The sequence below is a fragment of the Paenibacillus koleovorans NBRC 103111 genome, from assembly GCF_004000845.1.
GTDB classification, from domain to species: domain Bacteria; phylum Bacillota; class Bacilli; order Paenibacillales; family NBRC-103111; genus Paenibacillus_AA; species Paenibacillus_AA koleovorans.
In genome coordinates this window covers 21681-38727 of record NZ_BIMA01000064.1, presented here as the reverse complement: position 1 = coordinate 38727, position 17047 = coordinate 21681, and the positions used below count along the sequence as shown (strand labels likewise).

At 53.9% G+C, this 17047-nt stretch carries 13 protein-coding genes and 1 pseudogene; 10 read left to right on the top strand and 4 right to left on the bottom strand.

From position 1 onward, the window contains the following. Window positions 1–146: 146 nt before the first annotated feature. On the bottom strand, window positions 147–1550 hold the full coding sequence (locus PKO02S_RS20070; protein ID WP_164821570.1) for an extracellular solute-binding protein: 1404 nt from the start codon (window positions 1548–1550) through the stop codon (window positions 147–149). 206 nt (window positions 1551–1756) lie between these two features. Between PKO02S_RS20070 and PKO02S_RS20065 the strand changes: the two genes are divergently transcribed. From PKO02S_RS20065 to PKO02S_RS20035, 7 genes and pseudogenes are all read left to right on the top strand, one after another. After that, window positions 1757–3361 (top strand): extracellular solute-binding protein, encoded by a 1605-nt coding sequence (locus PKO02S_RS20065; protein ID WP_127585629.1) that lies wholly within the window; start codon window positions 1757–1759, stop codon window positions 3359–3361. A 167-nt stretch (window positions 3362–3528) separates the two neighbouring features. Then, window positions 3529–5220, top strand: coding sequence for a polysaccharide deacetylase family protein (locus PKO02S_RS20060; protein WP_127585628.1), 1692 nt, complete (start codon window positions 3529–3531; stop codon window positions 5218–5220). A gap of 14 nt (window positions 5221–5234) precedes the next feature. After that, window positions 5235–6560 carry a neutral/alkaline non-lysosomal ceramidase N-terminal domain-containing protein gene (locus PKO02S_RS20055; RefSeq protein ID WP_127585627.1) on the top strand — a complete coding sequence of 442 codons (1326 nt, stop codon included), beginning with the start codon at window positions 5235–5237 and terminating at the stop codon, window positions 6558–6560. Then, window positions 6544–6717 (top strand): glycine cleavage system protein H, encoded by a 174-nt coding sequence (locus PKO02S_RS20050; protein ID WP_127585626.1) that lies wholly within the window; start codon window positions 6544–6546, stop codon window positions 6715–6717. The genes PKO02S_RS20055 and PKO02S_RS20050 overlap by 17 nt, the downstream gene beginning before the upstream one ends. 486 nt (window positions 6718–7203) lie before the next feature. After that, on the top strand, window positions 7204–9297 hold the full coding sequence (locus PKO02S_RS20045) for a TolB-like translocation protein (RefSeq protein WP_127585625.1): 2094 nt from the start codon (window positions 7204–7206) through the stop codon (window positions 9295–9297). Between the two features lie 117 nt (window positions 9298–9414). Further along, on the top strand, window positions 9415–9621 hold the full coding sequence (locus PKO02S_RS20040) for a hypothetical protein (RefSeq protein WP_127585624.1): 207 nt from the start codon (window positions 9415–9417) through the stop codon (window positions 9619–9621). 123 nt (window positions 9622–9744) lie between these two features. Next, a pseudogene (locus PKO02S_RS20035) lies at window positions 9745–10015 on the top strand (PEP-utilizing enzyme); the annotation flags it as partial. Between the two features lie 67 nt (window positions 10016–10082). Here the strand turns inward: PKO02S_RS20035 and PKO02S_RS20030 are convergent. The 3 genes from PKO02S_RS20030 to PKO02S_RS20020 all read right to left on the bottom strand — a co-directional run bounded on the left by PKO02S_RS20030 (window position 10083) and on the right by PKO02S_RS20020 (window position 12854). After that, window positions 10083–10664: a carboxylesterase family protein gene (locus tag PKO02S_RS20030; protein ID WP_164821569.1), complete on the bottom strand. Its 582-nt coding sequence runs from the start codon at window positions 10662–10664 to the stop codon at window positions 10083–10085. A gap of 94 nt (window positions 10665–10758) precedes the next feature. Beyond that, window positions 10759–11973 (bottom strand): mandelate racemase/muconate lactonizing enzyme family protein, encoded by a 1215-nt coding sequence (locus tag PKO02S_RS20025; RefSeq protein WP_127585622.1) that lies wholly within the window; start codon window positions 11971–11973, stop codon window positions 10759–10761. 5 nt (window positions 11974–11978) lie between these two features. Then, a complete protein-coding gene (locus PKO02S_RS20020) occupies window positions 11979–12854 on the bottom strand; it encodes a phytanoyl-CoA dioxygenase family protein (protein ID WP_127585621.1) in 876 nt (291 codons plus the stop codon). A gap of 154 nt (window positions 12855–13008) precedes the next feature. On the opposite strand from PKO02S_RS20020, the gene PKO02S_RS20015 reads away from it, so the two are divergent. The 3 genes from PKO02S_RS20015 to PKO02S_RS20005 are packed head-to-tail and all read left to right on the top strand — an operon-like array spanning window position 13009 to window position 17015. Beyond that, window positions 13009–14112: a LacI family DNA-binding transcriptional regulator gene (locus tag PKO02S_RS20015; RefSeq protein WP_164821568.1), complete on the top strand. Its 1104-nt coding sequence runs from the start codon at window positions 13009–13011 to the stop codon at window positions 14110–14112. Continuing rightward, on the top strand, window positions 14109–15158 hold the full coding sequence (locus PKO02S_RS20010) for a response regulator transcription factor (protein WP_127585619.1): 1050 nt from the start codon (window positions 14109–14111) through the stop codon (window positions 15156–15158). The genes PKO02S_RS20015 and PKO02S_RS20010 overlap by 4 nt, the downstream gene beginning before the upstream one ends. A 21-nt stretch (window positions 15159–15179) precedes the next feature. After that, window positions 15180–17015, top strand: coding sequence for a sensor histidine kinase (locus PKO02S_RS20005; protein ID WP_127585618.1), 1836 nt, complete (start codon window positions 15180–15182; stop codon window positions 17013–17015). The last annotated feature ends 32 nt before the right edge of the window (window positions 17016–17047 follow it).

The window sequence follows — 17047 nt, the reverse complement described above, 5'->3', positions numbered from 1 at the left end:
ACACCGATGCCGCGAGGTGGCGCCATGAATGCTGAATCCCCCAACCTCGCTTCGCAAGCGTCCCCCTTACACTTTAGTGCTGTAAAGCACTTAAACTTTCTATAATGATAAAAAAGAACTCGGCATAACGCCGAGTCCCTAATTCCTCAAATCCGTTTCCATTGATCTCGAAGTCGGTTCCACACCTCATCGACCGAAGCTACGTTAGCCCACACAAGTCCCAGCTCTTGATTCAATTCGGTCAGCTGTTTATAGGACAGGCCGAAATCCATGACGGTAAGCAGGTTGTCCTTCAACGATTCGAACAAATAGTAGCTATAGCCGGCGAGCGGTGAATGAGGGAGGCTCCGATCCTCCGCGACCGCCGTGCGTACCGGAATCGAGCAGACATGCTGCTTGATATAGCTCTGAGCTTCCTCCGATATCAAATATTGAATCAATTGATTCGCTTCGTCTACCGCCTCGCATTGCGTGCTGATGCCGATGCCTGTGGCCAGGCTCAACCCCGAATCGGGCACTTCTCCAGGGAAACGGATATAATCCCACTCGAAATCGATCCCGCTAAATTCCTCCAGAAACACATACGACGTGAGAATCATCCCTACTTTTTCCCGCAGGAACAGGAGCTCGCCCAGTCGAAAATTCTCGGTTGCGAAGACAGGGGCGACCTTGTGCTTGTACATCAGATCGATGGCAAACTGCAACGCCTCCTGTGAAGCCGGGTCATCTGTCAAAGGTTCGTCGCCGTCGCCGGAGCGGAAGGAGCCCCCGTTCTGAAGCACGAAGAGCGGCCAACGGTTAGGCGATGCCGAGAAGCTGAAGCCGTATTGCTCCGTCTGATCGCCTTCGATCCGGGTCAGGGCGCGAGCGGCCTGCAACAGCTCCTGCCAGCTCCATGACGATTCCGGGTAGGCCAAGCCGGCAGCATCGAACATCGATTTGTTGTACACCAACACGATTGGCGCAAAAGATATAGGGGCGGCCAGCAGCCGTCCTTTATGAGTAAACGCGCGGATATGCGGTTTGGAAAAGGGGCTTAAGTCATCCAGGTGAAGCGGACGGAGAAATTGTTTCGGATTTTCGTCGACAAGCTGATAAAAAAAAGTATTCGACATCCCGATCAGATCCGTTCGTTTGCCGCTGACTTGAAATCCGTCCTTCGCCGATGCGCCTAGCGCCTCTCTTGGCGTCTTGACGAGCTCCACATGAATGTGCGGATTCGCTTGATTGAACCGATCGATCAGGGCTTTCATGGTCTCATACTCGTAAGAAGGCATCCCCCAGTACATGTAGAGATTTGTAGACGTTTGAGCGGGATCACAGACCACCGACCCTGCTCCGTGTATCGTACGTACGAGCCCCTCTTCCGCGAGCTTGCCGACCGCTTTTCGCACAGAAGGGCGGCTTAGCTTGAAGGTTTGCGTCAATTCGCTTTCGGAAGGAATATAAGTGCCCGGAGCCCATTCTCCAGACTCGATTTTACTATGAAGGTATTGGTCCAATTGATGGAATCGCTCTTTGAACGTTGTTCTGCTTACTTCCCTAGCCAACCTGAATCCCCCATTACGGTTAGTGGTTCCTTCCAACATGCTGCTCACTAATCATTATTCAATATTTTGGAGAAAGACACAACACAAATACAAAGTACTTGACAGCGCGCTGCTATGCAACTTAAGATAATGACAAGATATTTACAAGATAGGGGTTAGAGAGAGAGCATGATGGATCCTAAATACATGAAAGGGGAGTCATTTGAATGAAACTTATGAAAACGCTTTTGATTACGTCGGTTATATCGAGCTTGGCCTTGACAGCCTGTTCCACCGGAGGCAAAGAAACCTCCAATAGCAGCCCGTCTCCATCTGGCCAGGTAGCGAGTGCTACGCCCAAGCTCGAGAAGCTGAAGCTGAACCTATTCCTGTACGGGGCGAACAACGCCGTTCTGCCGAGCGTCCAAGATGATTTCGTACGGAAGCAGATTGAGGAAAAATTCAACGTTGAGCTGAACGTGCAAAACATGGTCTCCTCCAACGAGAGGAAGCTGAAATTGACCTCCCAGCTGTCGGCGGGGACAGATGCCCCTGATTTGTTCCTCACTACGGGGACGGAATCCGGTGACTTCATTAACCAAGGGCTGACAGCGGATTTGTCCAAATTATTAGTGCCAGAGAAAATGCCGAATTATTTCAAATGGGTCAAAGTCGACGAGGTCAAACGGTTCCAGCTTGTAAACAACTTCTCGCGGGGGCCGGTGCCGGTTGCGGCTACTTCGTATCCTGCCTATTGGATCCGGCAAGATTGGTTGGATAAGTTGAATTTGAAGGCGCCGACCAACTATGAGGAACTGACCAAGGTGATGACCGCTTTCTCCAAGAACGATCCGGATGGCAACGGGAAGGCGGACACATACGGGTACAGCCAGGCCGGCAATGGAACAAATATTGTTGCGTTCGCTCCTCAGTACAAGAAGAACGGTCTGATCGGCGGAGCCTTCGTGGACAGCCAGAACAACCTGCATGATGTGTATTCCGATCCGAAGATAGGCGATGTGCTGAACGATTTGCGCGAATGGATCAATCAAGGGTTGATGGACCCCGACTGGTACTTGAGCAACGCCGCGAATGTCAAAACTAAATTCGAGCAAGGCAAGATCGGGATGGTATGGCTCGGGAATGCCGTGCTGGAGGGCTTCGAATCGACGCCGAACAGCTATGCCTCCAATCTTAAGAAGACGATTCCGACGGCGAAAATTGTCCCTATTCACCCTTTCCCGAACACGCCGAATTGGGTGGAGAACATCCCCTCGACGACATTCCTGATGAACAAGGTGACGATCGACAAGGAACCGGCAAAAGCCGAGCGCCTCATTCAAATATTAGATTGGCTAAGCAGTGAGGAAGGCTATCTGCTGACCCACTACGGCATTGCAGGCAAGCACTATACGAGGAACGGCGCGCAAATTACATTGAAGCCTGACGCGATCAAAACCGACATTCTCGACAAAGGAAACTTCTTATCGGTCTGGAACTTCTTGACGCCGGAAGACCCGCAACGGTTTAAGCTGGAAGTCATCGATCCTAATTTGACCGATAGCGACCGTCAAGCGCTTAAGACCATCGCCGCATGGCCGAATGCCCAAGGCTTCGGAACTAGCGTCGTACCGCCAGCCGGTGTGGTTTTGGCCGATTTCCGGACCCCTCTGTACCAGGCGCACGCCAAGCTCTTGTTCGACGAGAAGGACTCGTCCAAGTGGCCGGCCATTCGGGAGGAATTGCTGACGAAGTACAAGGGCCGTCAAATCTTTGAAGCGTATGTTCAACAGATGCGAGCAGTCGGATTACAGGTAAACGATTTTAAATAGAGGCAATGAGGAAGAGGAGGCCCATTCTAAATTCTTGGTGGCCTCCTCTCCTTGTATGCAGCCGATAGGGAGCGAGAGACTGCATGATCCACGTAATTTGGGATGAACCGAATAGTCGCAGGACCTGGGCCGAGGGTCGTGATTGCTATACGAGTTACTTGTTTGAGATGTTGGATTATTTGGGGCACAGCTATACCAAATGGGATGTCCATCGCTGGATGGAGAGGCAGCCCGACGGGGTGTCGATTCTCGCTTGCGGGTCTTCCGACGAGTCGTGGTTGCGCACTTGCAAGGATTATTGCAGTCAAGGGAATGCGCTGCTTGCTATTGGCGGAGTTTATGGGCTGGAGAAGCTGCTAGGCGTTCAGCCATCCGATTCGATTATCGAAGGTTGGATTGATTGGGGCAGCAGTGAGTTGGCGGATGGACTGCAGAGCTCGTTTCATTTTTGGGACGGCCAAGGGTTGGAGCAGGATCATGAGGAAGCCGAAGTATTCGGGCGCATAGTGGGAGGTAGGAATAGTAAACGTCCTAAGCTGAATGCGGTTGCCATTCGAGAATACGGCTCAGGAGTAGCGGGTTGTATCACGGTTGATGTAATGAAAACGACTTGCCTGATTCAGCAAGGCATCCGGGTAGATCGAGATGGAATCTCGGCGCCTGACGGGACGGCAGCGATTCAGGACGGCCTGCTCAAGACGGATGACGGCAGTGTGCTGGACTGGATTCTTGATCGCGATACGGGCAGGGACGAGGAAAGCCCTTATTTTATGTACCCGATCGTGGACGAGTGGCGAGTTTTGCTGCAACGACTACTGATGAGGCTTGCCGGGAAGATTCGTTTGCCCTTGGGCCAGGTATGGTTTTGGCCGGAAGGCCTAGACGGCATTGGACATATCTCGCACGATACGGACGGGCATTCGGCTGCCCACGCTCGGAAGATGCTGGCGCTTCTTGATCAAGCGGAAGTGAATTCCACTTGGTGTACATTGATGCCGGGCTACCCCGGTGAAGTGTACGACGAAATTCGCAGGGCCGGCCATGAGATTGCCCTTCATTATAATGCACTTGGAACGGAGATCGCGGAATCGTCTTGGTCGGAACAGCATTTTCGCGCTCAGTTGGGACTGTTGCGGGATCAGGTTCCCCAGGGAAGCATCGTATCGAACAAAAATCATTACCTTCGCTGGGAGGGCGATGTACAGTTTTATGGGTGGTGCGAGCGGGCCGGGATCAAGGTGGAGCAGAGCAAGGGAGGGTCGAAAAAAGGCAACAAAGGCTTTACATTCGGGACTTGCCATCCTTACCGGCCGATCCGATTGGCGCATGAGGAGAACCGGGTGTTTCCTGTAGTCAGTTTGCCTACTTTGGCCTGGGACCCTCCTGTGGAAGCCCGATGCACGGTAGATGAGGCGTTTCAGCTACTGGATACGAGTAAGGAAATGTATGGGGTCGCCCACTTCCTGTTCCATCCGGGTATGTTAAAGACGGATGATTCGCTGGATGCGGTCGAACAGTTTTTACCAGAGCTTGTTAGGCGGGGACGGGAACGGAATTTAGCTTGGTGGACAGCGGAGAAAATGGGGTCGTGGTGTGAAACGAGGCGGCAAATCAAGGTGGAGATTAGGGAGTCTTTAAACAACACCCTCAGACTCACCGTCTATTCCGACCAGGCTGTGAACGATTTAACACTGCTCGTCACTACGAATCAGGCGTTTGCGCAGGCTGTGTTTGTTGAGGGTGCGGGAGTGATTGTATCTATGGCGGCTGTGAGGAGGTTCGGTTCGGTTTCCCAGCAGCTTATCGTGAACATCTGTGCGGGAAAAACCGAGCTGTTGCTAAACGGACATTTAGGATAGGGGGAAGGGATACGATGGGGCTCGTTCAATTGGGCATTTCCAAAATCGACATCACACCGGAGTTTCCTGTGCCGCTGTCTGGGTTTGGCCACCGCAGAGGTGTGTATGAAGGTATCTCGAGGCGTCTCTATGCGCGGGTTTGGTTGTTTGGGCAGGAGAATGGAGCAGGTAACAGCGAGAAAATATTGCTCGTTCAAGCCGATCTGATCTGGTGGGGGAGCGAGGTGCTGGATTCGATTCGACAGCGGCTGAAGACGCGATGGGGGCTTACTTCTGACCGTGTGCTGTTTCATGCTTCCCATACGCACGGAGGCCCGCAAACAACGGCGTGTTTTGTCCCGTCGCTTGGCTTAATGGAGCCTGCTTATATAAGCTTTCTTGAACGAAGAATTGTACAGGCCGTCGAGGAAGCCCATAATTCGCTGGAGTCGGTAGTGGTGGAACGAGGAAGAGGAAAATGTGAGTCGATCGGGATCAACCGACGGCTCCTCGTGGACGGCAAAATCGAAATGGCCCCCCATCCGGATGGAGTCATCGATGATGAAGTGACGGTTATTCGCTTCCAAACCAGGTCGGGGATGACCAAGGGAGTGTTGTTTCATTTCACATGCCATCCGACGACTACTTCCGCCAATCGGGTCACTTCGGATTATTGCGGGGCTGCTATGGAAGCGATAGATCGGCGGTTTGGCGAGGGAGTGGGGTGTTTTGTGCAAGGCTGCTGCGGCGATATTCGCCCTGCTGTCATCCTGGACGGGCGGTTTATTGGCGGGGATGAGCAGGATGTAGACCGGCTTGGCAATCGACTGGCCGATGCTGTGATCGATATTGTTGAGCGGCCGATGGAGTTGGTGCCGGCTTCTCGCTTTGTCGCTAGGACCAAGGAAGTCGAACTTCCTTTTATTCACGTGCCGTCTATGGAAGAGCTGCAGCCGGCACCGGATGACGATGAAACGACGGTTCATTGGAAACGGTATCTTCTGGATCATCCCCATTCGCTTAAACCGTCGGCTGTTTTGCACCTGCAGCTTATCCAGTTCAGCGATGAGTTGAGTTTTGTAGCCTTGGACGGCGAAATCGTTGTGGAGTATGGCTTGTTGGTCAAACGGATCTCGGGAGGGAGGGCCCTTCCGCTCGGGTACTCCAACGGCATCTTGGGTTATGTGCCCACAGCGGCCCAGATTCGTGAAGGCGGGTACGAGAGCGATCGGTCCAATAAGCTATTCATGTACCCTTCGAGGTTCAAGGAAGAGATCGAGTCCAATATTGCCGCCGGCATTCGGGAGCTTCTGAGCGAGGGGAGTAAGGTTAGGGAGTTCGGAGGTGCGTTGCAGCGGTAGGGTGGTGGAAGCGAACAGCAGCCTGGACGATACGCCGGAGCAAGTGAACCAGGCGCCGTACGCCGGGGGCTGGATGATCGTCGTGGAGTTGTCCGATCCGTCGGAGCTGGACATACTGTTGAGCGCGAAGCGATATATCGAGTTGTACGGAGACTAGTAGTAGCCGCCACCTTCCTGGGAAGGTGGTTTTGGTTTTTGTGTAGGTGACCCGCTCTGTAAGTCAATTTTTCCTGACTTCAGCACCATGGTTACCTGGAGTCATCTGCCACGGGGGGCTATTTTGCGTAACTCGGAGCTCCACCCTGACTCTAGCAGCATATCCCGCCCGTCCCGGCCAAGTAACCTCGACTTCTCTGAACCCACTCGCATGCAGTCCGACTTTTTCTGACTGCACGACCCCCTAGCTCGGCAAAAGTCGCTCTAGTCCGAATTCACCCACTTGCAGAGCCCATCTCGCTAACCACCGTCGCAAAACCTCTCCAACTCGGCAAATTCGGACTACCTTACAAGTTTCTGTTTCGACCCGCTCTCTAAGTGGATTATTCCTGACTGCAGCACCTGTAGTGTTGTTAATTTGAAGGCCGTTCCTTCTTGCTGCTGGATAAGCTATAATTGGAAGGAATAACAAAACAGGGGAGTTTTCATGCGGAAATTAATATTAGTTGTTTGTATGATCCTACTCGCTTCCACCTGGGGCTGCACATCGGGTGCTCCACCACTTCCGACTCCCACTAATCCAGCCGCGGTCCCCGCAACAACTCTACCTTCAGCGGCACCAATAACCGTAAGCACACAGACTCCAACTAATGCAAGCACACCGACACCCGCTTTGACGAAAAACGTAGCACTCGAAGCTTACCAAGCCGTTCTTCAAAACAAACGTAGCTTCCATAGCAATGACAAGGCAACCGTCTATTTGAATGAAATATTGGCAAATCTCGGAGCTTCTATTAAAGTGTCTCGTTATGCCGTACTAGATATGGATGGGGACCAGACCCCGGAACTGGTTCTTGAATTAACGCAAGGGGGCTATCCAATCTTCTTGGAAGTCCTTCGTTATACGAACGGCGTCGTTTATGGATATTTACAAGGGGCCCGCGGTTTAAACGAGCTTAAAGAGGATGGGAACTTCAAGTGGGCGAATAGTGCATTCAACACAGGATACGGCAAACTGACTTTCGAGTCGGATCGTGCTACAACTAACATCGTGGGATACCGAGATGTGAGCCTTGACGGGAAAGGTGTATCTACCGAAACATACTTCATTGACAACAAACCTGTTTCTAAGGAAGCCTATATTGTTTTTAGTGAGAGGGAAGATGGGAAGAGAAGCGCTGCATGGCTTGAGTTTTCTCAGGATAAATCAGCTAATAGTATGGTAGAAGCAAATAATTCAAGTATAGACATTCCGGCTCCTGCAACTCCCAAATTTACTAGCCTGCCACTAAGTACTCCAAGACCAACAATTTTACCGCCGAGTCTAACAATAACTGCAGGTAACAATACTTTACAAGAAATAATGGATGTATTAAGGAAGCAAAAAGGCGTTTTTCATATTACAGAATCCCCTGATAAGAAATATATTGCGTTTATGTATAGCGTTACAAATAGTCTATATGACGATATGACACTCTATATATGGCGTACGGGTAATATAGGCCCTAAAGCGGCCATAAATAAAGTCGATCATGTTGGTGCAATTCTTTGGTCGCCGACCAGTGATTATTTGCTTGTCGATATGGGGACCTATGTGTTGCGTTATGGTGCATTGTTTTCTGTCGGCGACGTTAGGGAAGTAACGACTCTGAACTACTTTCATATTCCCTTCTTTTCACCGGATGGAAGAAATTTGGTATATTCAGCTGCAAGTGAAGAAAAAAAGATGGACACCGTAAAAGGGCACTATTTGGACCCAGGGGAGGCTTTTGATCTGAAGCTGTTTAATATAGCCAGTACTAGCTCAGCCTTCATTAATAAAGGGAACGAAACAACTGATTATAGCGCTATCGGTTGGCTGGATTCCAATACGATTAGTTATGATAAAGTCAGTTATAGCGTGCAAGATAACGAAATGATAGATGAGAGCGTAAAGTATAAATACGATATTCGAAGCAAGATGTCATTGACGGACGGCGATCATAAATTCACGACTGATGATTACTGGAAAGTATCGAGACCTTTATACGAACAAATGAAGACAGATGTATTTGGCATAACTTGGTCTCCAGATCATCGGTCTGTAGTTTACGGGAAAGGGGAGAAAGAAGTATGGGGCGGAGATATTTGGTTCTGGAAAATAGGGGAGAACAAGCCGATATTAATCCAATCTATGCAGTTGCTTGATAAAATTGTTTGGTCGAATGACAGCCGTTACTTTATGTTCAACTCTGGTATTTCGTATACAGAGTCCGTGAGAGTTGTTAACGCTCAAAATAATAAGATGTACACAATCAGTAAGTTTGGGTCAATGCCACTTTTTTCTCCAACTTCGGTCTACGTTCTGTTTACTGAGAGTGTAAACCTAAACTCACCCTATTTAAAAGAAACCGAGACGGGCTATTCCCATTATGTCTCAGTATTAAACTTAAAAACTGAAGTGATTGAGACCATAACAAAACCTAGTTCGAGTGTCGAATACATTGCGCTTGGGTGGCTAGGGGACAGAAGGCTTATGTATAAGAAGATTGATAACGAAAAGAAAACCGAAGAAATCGTAGAAATGGATTTGCAGAGGTGATCCCATGACCATCCACGTGCACAACCATATCCCGCGGCTCATAAATCTGAGCGATGCCGCATTTTTCAAAAACCGCAAGAGACGGAGCATGGTTTTGGTGAAGCGCAGCCGTATAGCATGCGAGATTATTTGGCGTTTGAAGGGTTAGCGATGGTCTTAAGCGAAACGCTATTCCCTCATCCCGATTTTCCTCCTGATGAGGTTTCCGAGGAAAGCGAAGCGCAGTTTTGGGTAACGACGGACTTCGATACAATTGGTATGGAAGCTTACATGAAGTTTATGAAGCCTGAAATCCATCCACAAGAAAATTCAAAAAGAACCTGAATCCATGAGCCAGGTTCTTAAACATTGCCTATAGGAAGCCATTGACTATTTGCAGCACGCGGCTGCGGAGGAGCCTTTTCCGGAGGGGCTGGCGAAGGTCGAAGGCTGACAGGAAGCTCAAGCCGCGCTCGCGTCATCTTGAATATGGAGGATGCGGATCTGGAGGAGGACGATATTCTCGTCACTCCGTTCACCGACCCTAGCTGGCCCCCCCTTGTTCGTTTCGCTAAAAGGTCTTGTCACCGAAGTCGGTGGCTTGATGACCCACGGTGCCGTGATCGCCCGTGAATATGGGTTGCCTGCCGTAGTCGGCGTCGAGGGTGCTACCAAGCTGATCCGAGACGGGCAGCGTATCCGCGTGCATGGGACGGAAGGGTATATTGAGTTTTTGTAAGGGTAGGCTCTAAATGGCAATAACAAAGCAGGCTGTCGGTGCTTTACCGACAGCCTGCTTTGTTGTTTTACTCCGCGCTTCGACGCTGCTGCTGCTTGAACCATTCCCATAAAGCCGGTCGGCCCAAGTACACTTCACGTTCAATGTTGTGGCCGGCATGCTCCAGAACGGTAAAATGGTTGGCACAGCCCGCGGCCGATAGCGCATCGGCCATTTCCAGCCCTCGAGCGAGAGGGACGATGTCATCGTCAGCTCCATGGAACGCCCACACCGGCAGGTTGGCGAGACGCGGCGCCAAGGTGGGGATGCCGAAGGCGCATAGAGGCGCGATGGCAGCGAGCATCGGGCTGTAGTCGTAGGCGAGCTCATAGAGGCCGCGACCGCCCATGCTTGTGCCGGTCGCATAGACGCGGCTCGCATCGATTTCGTCGCGGGCGGCGACGGCTTCGAGCAGCTCGGCGACCAGATCGATCGGCCAGCCGCTGCGCGAGGCTGGGCTTTGAGGCGCGAGCACCCAGAACGGCAAGGCGAGCTCGCCTTGCTCCAGTAGTCGAGGGAGTCCGGCACCGAGCAGCCGCTCGGGGTCGTCGCCCTTGCCTCCCGCTCCATGCAAATACAGCAAGAGTGGAGCACGGGCTCCGTCTTCCATGCCGCTTTGCTCCTGTGGGGCAAACAGCAAGTACGGGAGCGACGTTACGGCGAAACGTCTCGTTTCGTAGCGCCCCTTAGTGACTGCGGCTCTACTAGCTATGGCACGCACCTCCCAAGTGGCCGCATCGCGACGACGACCGGCTCCGGAACCGGGCGACCACCTCATCCTGCAGGATACAGCCCAGGCCTATGCCTTCCGGAACGCCCATAGTCCCTTCGGAGAATGCAATCGGCGGCAAAACCAGCTCCTCCCGCAGAGGATTCGGGAATCGATTGTACTCCATACACAGCCCATTGCGGAAGGTGCTCATCAGTTGAAGCGAGGCGGCCATCATGATGCCGCCGCCAACTCCATGCATCGCGATATCGACGCCGTTCGCCTCGCTGATCGCTTGTATGCGGCGCACACCCGTGACGCCGCCGGCCCGCGTCACATTCGGGTTGATCACATCGACAGCCCCTTTCTCGATCAACTGACGGAACTGCTGAACGGAGAAATCGTTCTCCCCCGCGCTGATCCGGATCGGGCTTCGGCGGCGAATTTCTTCATACGCCTCGACATGATCGGGCGGGACCGGCTCCTCGAGCCAGTAGATGTCGAGCGGCTCCACCTCTTTCGCGAACGCGATCGTGCGCTCTGTATCATAGGCGCAGTTGAAGTCGATCAGGATACGCAAGTCCGGACCAAGAGCTTCGCGTACGGCGGCCACGTAGGCGACATCTTGCTCGACCGTTCGGCCGGCCTTGATCTTCACGCCGCGGAAGCCGAGGGACGTGAACTCGAGCGCATTCTCGATCGTGTCCGCAGGCTGGCCGCTGAAGCGGATCGGACTAGCGTAGCAGTCGATGCGTTCTCGCAAGCGGCCGCCGAGCAAGCCGGATAACGGCAGGCCGGCGCGTTTCCCGCGCAGATCCCATAGCGCGATGTCCAGTCCGCTGATCGCCTCCAGCATGAAGCCGCGCGTATGGCCAAGCGACTCGGCGGAGGTGACGAACAGCTCCCAGAGGCCGTCGATGTCCTCGGCGCTGCGGCCGAGGGCAACCGGCCGCAGCAGCTGCCGGACAATCGTGGCGGTGATGTCGGCGTGCGGGAGCCCCCACGCTTCGCCGATCCCGACCAGGCCGTCGCTGTCGGTTACCTTCACCACAGTGGAGAATTGGCCAAGGCGCGGAATGCTCTGGAAGTGCGAGGAAGGACGGAGCAGAGAGGGAGGGACATGCTCCATCCCCCCGTACAGCTCTTCCCACATGGCGGATAACGGGATCGCTTCGATCTCGCGAATAATCGGTTGGCTGCGGCTGCCCATCGCGGCTACCCCCTGTGACGAAGCTTGCCAAGACCGGCCTCATGCGAGATCCGATGGGTCGGCTGCGGGTACGTATCGCGGTCGCCTTTTGGCCGGCGGAGCATGTACTTTTCCCATGTCCCCTCAGGCGCACCGTCGAATAGCGAATCGTAGAGCGAGTCGTCGCCGAGCGTATTGGCGGAAAAGCCGGTCGAGAACGAGGTGAACATCGTGCGCCGGACATAGTCCAGGCTGTTGAACGAACCGTGGTTCGTATCATGCGAGAACAGCAAAGCGGAGCCTTTCTTCAGCGGTCTCTTCACCCGCACGCGCTGCAGCTGGTCATCGTCCGGCATCGGGAAGTTGGACTTGTGCGAGCCGGGGATCACTTCGAGCGCCGCCCCTTCCAGCGGGATATCGCATAAGGCGTAGCAGACGGTGAGCAGGTTGCAGTGGATTTGATAGTTGTGGCACAAGTAAGCGTCGACCGGCGTGTAAGGGGTGTGGTTGGAGTGGAAGCCGATGCCGCCGCCCTTCGCCTTGAAGTCGAGCCAGGTCGATTTGACCCGCGGGTACTTGACGAAATTGGCCACCTTGCCGAGCACTTTCGGACTCATGGCGAGCGCGAGGAAGGCCGGGTCCTGGAAAATGATGTTGTTGATGCGATGGGTGTACACCTGCTTGCCCTCCGCCGTCATCATCCCCGCTGCTGTAAGGCCGAGGTCCGATTGAATGCGATCCACGAGGCGATTCACCTCATCGAGCACATCCGGATCGACGGCATCTTCAACAATGAGATACCCGTTCAAGTCGAAGCTGTACAGATCGATCAGATCGATATCCTTGTCGATTTCGCTGTTGACGCTGGGCATGTAATTCTTCATGGTCATATTCGTGTTCATGGCTCAGTCACTCCGTTTCGATAAAAGTTTAGTCTTTACTAATGCGCATTAATAACTTACGATCTAACTATAAATCGCGGCTCAACCGCATGAACATGGCATTATTTTAGTAAAGCGTGTTTCTTTTTAGGTCCATGTAGAAGGAGTGATGTTTATGAAAAAAAGAAGACCGACCCAAGCCGATGTCGCTCTAGCAGCCGGGGTATCGCAAGCTACAGTTTCCCTGATCCTGAATCCGCAGGCCAAAGAAAGCCCGAACATCAGCGACGAAACGAGAGAACGGGTGAGAACCGCGATCCGCGAGCTTGGGTACGTAGTCAATCCTGCAGCGCGCAGTCTGGCGGGCGGACGCAATCGTCTGCTCGGCGTCTTCGTGAACGGGGCGGCCTTCGCGCTCGACCGCGGCAGCTTCTACCATCCGATGCTCGTCGGCATCGAGGAAGAGTGCATTCGCCTGGATTACGACATGCTGCTGTTCACACGCTCGGATGGCGGCAACGGGCGACGATCGGCCTATCGGCATGGAGTCAACCATCTTCGCGTCGCGGACGGCTCGATCCTTCTAGGGATCGAGAACAAGGAAGAGCTTGCGCAGCTGTCGGCGGAAGGATATCCGTTTGTTTTTATAGGGAAACGCGTCGTGCCGGGTTGGGACATCCATTATGTCGCCGCCGATTACAGTGCCGGCATGGAGGATACGACCCGTGAGCTGCTCCAACTCGGGCATCGCAAAATCGGCTATGTCTACTACCGCAACAATCAAGCGACGATCGACCGGGAGATTGGTATTCGGGAGGGCATCCGCAAGCACAATCTTCTCGATGAGGAGGTTTGTCTCCCGCGCAGCGTATCCGACCGGGAATCTATTCGCGTCGCGGCCATCGAGCTTCTTGAGCGGACAGGAGCTACTGCTATTGTGACGGAAGAGCCCGGCTTGGCCTACGCGTTCGCCCAGGAGGCGGAGCGGCTGGGGTTCACGGCGCCGCACCGCTATTCGTTAATGGCCGCCGGAGACCATCTAGCCGATACCGTTCCCGCCTCGTTCGCGGAGACGCTTCGCACCTTGCTGATCCCCCGGGTGGAGATGGGGAGGCAGGCGGCCCGGCTGTTGAACTCGCTTCTCGGTTTAGAGTTTCAAGATCCCCTTTCAACGACCCTAAGCGTTGAACCCCATGTGATCGTTCCGGTCTCCTTTTATCCGGGACTATCCGTGGGAGAAGCGCCTACGCCTACATCAGCCAGGAGGATTCCAACATGAGCTCATACAGCATTCTCATCGTCGATGACGAACCGATGATCCGGCGCGGGCTGCAGAAGCTGGTCGAGACGAGCGGACGCCCGATCGGCACGATCCGGCTCGCATCCAGTGCGGAGGAGGCGCTCGTCCAGCTGGAGGCTCAGCTCCCGGACTTCGTCTTGACCGATATCCGGCTTCCGGAGATGGACGGCATCGAGCTATGCCGACTCATCCAGCTGCGTGGATGGCCGGTACAGGTGGCGGTCATCTCAGGTTACGGCGAGTTCCAATATGCGCAGAAATGTTTGTCCTACGGGGTGAAGGAGTATTTGCTCAAGCCGATCAAAACCGAAGAGCTGGAGCGAGTGCTCGATAAGCTGATCGACGAGGCGGAGGGCGGCTCGCAGCGGACTTTGTCCATCGGCGATTGTGAAGCTTACATGACGCGAATTGGCGACAGCATTTGGTACTTGCAGGAGCAGGAGCTCCACGCCGCGCTGGAAGACTGGCGTCTCTACGTTCAGTCGATCGGCTTACAACCGAGAGTGCTTGCACGACTGCTGCTCGACAACTTATCCAATTTGATCCGCTCCCTCAATACGCGCGACGTCTATCCGTTCGACGCGGTTCGTACAGCCGAATGGACGGCCGACGGCCAGACGGCGGCGACGCTGTTCGCGCTGTTCAAACAAGCGGCGCTCGGCATGTACGACTATCTGCACCTCAAGCGCAGAGGCTTCGCGATCGATCCGATCGAGGCGGCGAAGGAATACATCGACACGCACTTGAACAAGGAAGTATCGCTCGACGAGGTTGCCCAGCATCTCGGGCTCAATTCGTCCTATTTCAGCCAGCTGTTCAAGCAGACCACGCAAGAGACGTTCGTTCACTACCGGATGAAGAAGCGGATGGAGCGGGCGAAATGGCTGCTGGAGCGCGAATCCTACCGGATGAGCGATATTGCGCTGGAGATCGGGTATATCGACTATTCGCACTTCGCGAAGACGTTCAAGAAATGGTTCGGCGTCTCGCCGACCGAATATCGGGCCAAGCTGGGCTTGGACTAACGGGACAAGGAGCGGAAGGCTATGTTGAACCGAATGAACTTGTCCCAGCGGCTCCACCTCTATTTCAGCATCGTCATTCTGGTTACGCTTGGCTTAGTCGGCTTTTTCTCCTACGCAGCCGCTTCCAGGGCATTGGACAGCCAGCAAGAGAGCCGCCTCCGTCAGATCGTCGAAGGGACCGCGCATCAGACGGAGCTCTACCTTCGCGGATTCGAGCGGGCGAGCAATGTCCTTGTGACGGACGACAGCGCGAAGCGCATCCTCGACATCCAGGCGGACGACAGCTACAGCTATGTGACGCTCGCCTCCAAAATCAAGACTGGGGCTTTCTCCGACGCTTTCGAGCATGATCCGATCATCAATTCGCTTTATATTTTGGGACGCAACGGACGGTATTTGCTGGAGAACAATTACATCACGACACCGTTCGAAATCCAGGAGCCGCGCCAGCTGTACGACAGCTACATGACGGCTATGAAAGGGAGCGGCGGGATGACGATCCTGCGCACCGCTCTCAAACCTTCCATGGTCGGCTCCGTGATTACGGTCGTGCGCCCTTATCGAGGGTTCTCGACTTATGATTTTAACGGCGTTATGGCGATGGAGATCAATGTCGGCGAGCTGGCCAATCTTTGGCAAAAAATCGATTTGGGCAAAGGCGGCTACTTTTTCATCGTGGATGAAGAGGACAAGCTGATCTTCCATCCGGATGCTACGCTTATGGGCACGTCGTTTGATCCTGAATCAGCCTCGGCTATGCAAGGAGCCGCAGGCGGCAGCATGGTCCGCAAAGATGAGTCGGGTGAGCTGCGTATGTATGTGTGGAGCTACTCTCCGTATTCCAAGTGGAAGCTGGCGGTTTCCGTCCCGTTAAAGGAGCTGCGGTTGCCGGCGATTACGATCCGCTGGGTCGTCATTTCCGTCGGGGCGGTCGCCCTCGCTCTGGCGCTCTGGATCGCCTCGCGCTTCGCGCAGTCGATCAACCGGCCGATCCAGGTGCTCAAGAAAGGTATGAGGCAGACGGAGCGCGGGAACTGGGCGGCCATCGAGACCGACGACCGCAAGGATGAGCTTGGTGCGCTGATCCTCAGCTACAACACGATGGTGAAGCGGTTGTCGGAGATGATCGAGCGGGTATATGAGGCCGAGCTGGACAAGCAGCAGACGGAGCTGGAGCTTCGGACGCAGCAGCTGGAACGGCAAATGGTTGAATTTCAGGCGCTGCAGCTGCAGATCAATCCGCATTTTCTGTACAACACGCTGGAGACGATCAACTGCTACGCCCTCATCGAGGAATCGGCCGAGATCCGCGAGATCGTCGATGCGATGGCGTTCATGCTGCGGTACGCGCTGCACACGAATTTCAAGGATATTACGGTCGTCAACGAGCTGAATCACATTCGCTACTACATGATGATTCTGAAGCATCGGATCGACCAAGAGTTCGAGATCGACGTCGCCGTCCCGCCGGAGCTGCTGCTCGAGAAGGTCGTGCGCTTCACGCTGCAGCCGCTTGTCGAGAACGCGTTCGAGCACGGCTTCCGCAAGACGATCGGCAGCCAGCATTTTATCCGGATCAATGCCTTCCATCGCGACGACTTCTTCTGCATGACGGTAGAGGACAATGGCGCCGGCATGACAGAGGAACGTCTCGCGGAAGTGCGCAGCAAGCTGCAGGTTAGCCGTCTGGATATAGAGGACGGGCAAGATCGGATCGGGATGGCCAACGTGCATCGCCGCATTCGAATGGCGTTCGGCGACAAGTATGGCCTGACGGTGGACAGTGAACGCGGCGTCGGTACTACGGTGACGATCTGGCTGCCGCGAGAAGAACGAGATCGTTACTTCGGTACCTAAAAAAAAACCATGCCGAATAAAATGGTGTTCTG

What these genes read in the sequence shown, in the direction of transcription:
- PKO02S_RS20030 (WP_164821569.1), bottom strand. Translation starts at nt 10,664, where the DNA reads ATGGAAGACGGAGCCCGTGCTCCACTCTTGCTGTATTTGCATGGAGCG.
- PKO02S_RS20020 (WP_127585621.1), bottom strand. Translation starts at nt 12,854, where the DNA reads ATGAACACGAATATGACCATGAAGAATTACATGCCCAGCGTCAACAGC.
- PKO02S_RS20060 (WP_127585628.1), top strand. Translation starts at nt 3,529, where the DNA reads ATGTTGGATTATTTGGGGCACAGCTATACCAAATGGGATGTCCATCGC.
- PKO02S_RS20040 (WP_127585624.1), top strand. Translation starts at nt 9,415, where the DNA reads ATGCGAGATTATTTGGCGTTTGAAGGGTTAGCGATGGTCTTAAGCGAA.
- PKO02S_RS20005 (WP_127585618.1), top strand. Translation starts at nt 15,180, where the DNA reads ATGTTGAACCGAATGAACTTGTCCCAGCGGCTCCACCTCTATTTCAGC.
- PKO02S_RS20055 (WP_127585627.1), top strand. Translation starts at nt 5,235, where the DNA reads ATGGGGCTCGTTCAATTGGGCATTTCCAAAATCGACATCACACCGGAG.
- PKO02S_RS20015 (WP_164821568.1), top strand. Translation starts at nt 13,009, where the DNA reads ATGAAAAAAAGAAGACCGACCCAAGCCGATGTCGCTCTAGCAGCCGGG.
- PKO02S_RS20045 (WP_127585625.1), top strand. Translation starts at nt 7,204, where the DNA reads ATGCGGAAATTAATATTAGTTGTTTGTATGATCCTACTCGCTTCCACC.
- PKO02S_RS20065 (WP_127585629.1), top strand. Translation starts at nt 1,757, where the DNA reads ATGAAACTTATGAAAACGCTTTTGATTACGTCGGTTATATCGAGCTTG.
- PKO02S_RS20010 (WP_127585619.1), top strand. Translation starts at nt 14,109, where the DNA reads ATGAGCTCATACAGCATTCTCATCGTCGATGACGAACCGATGATCCGG.
- PKO02S_RS20025 (WP_127585622.1), bottom strand. Translation starts at nt 11,973, where the DNA reads ATGGGCAGCCGCAGCCAACCGATTATTCGCGAGATCGAAGCGATCCCG.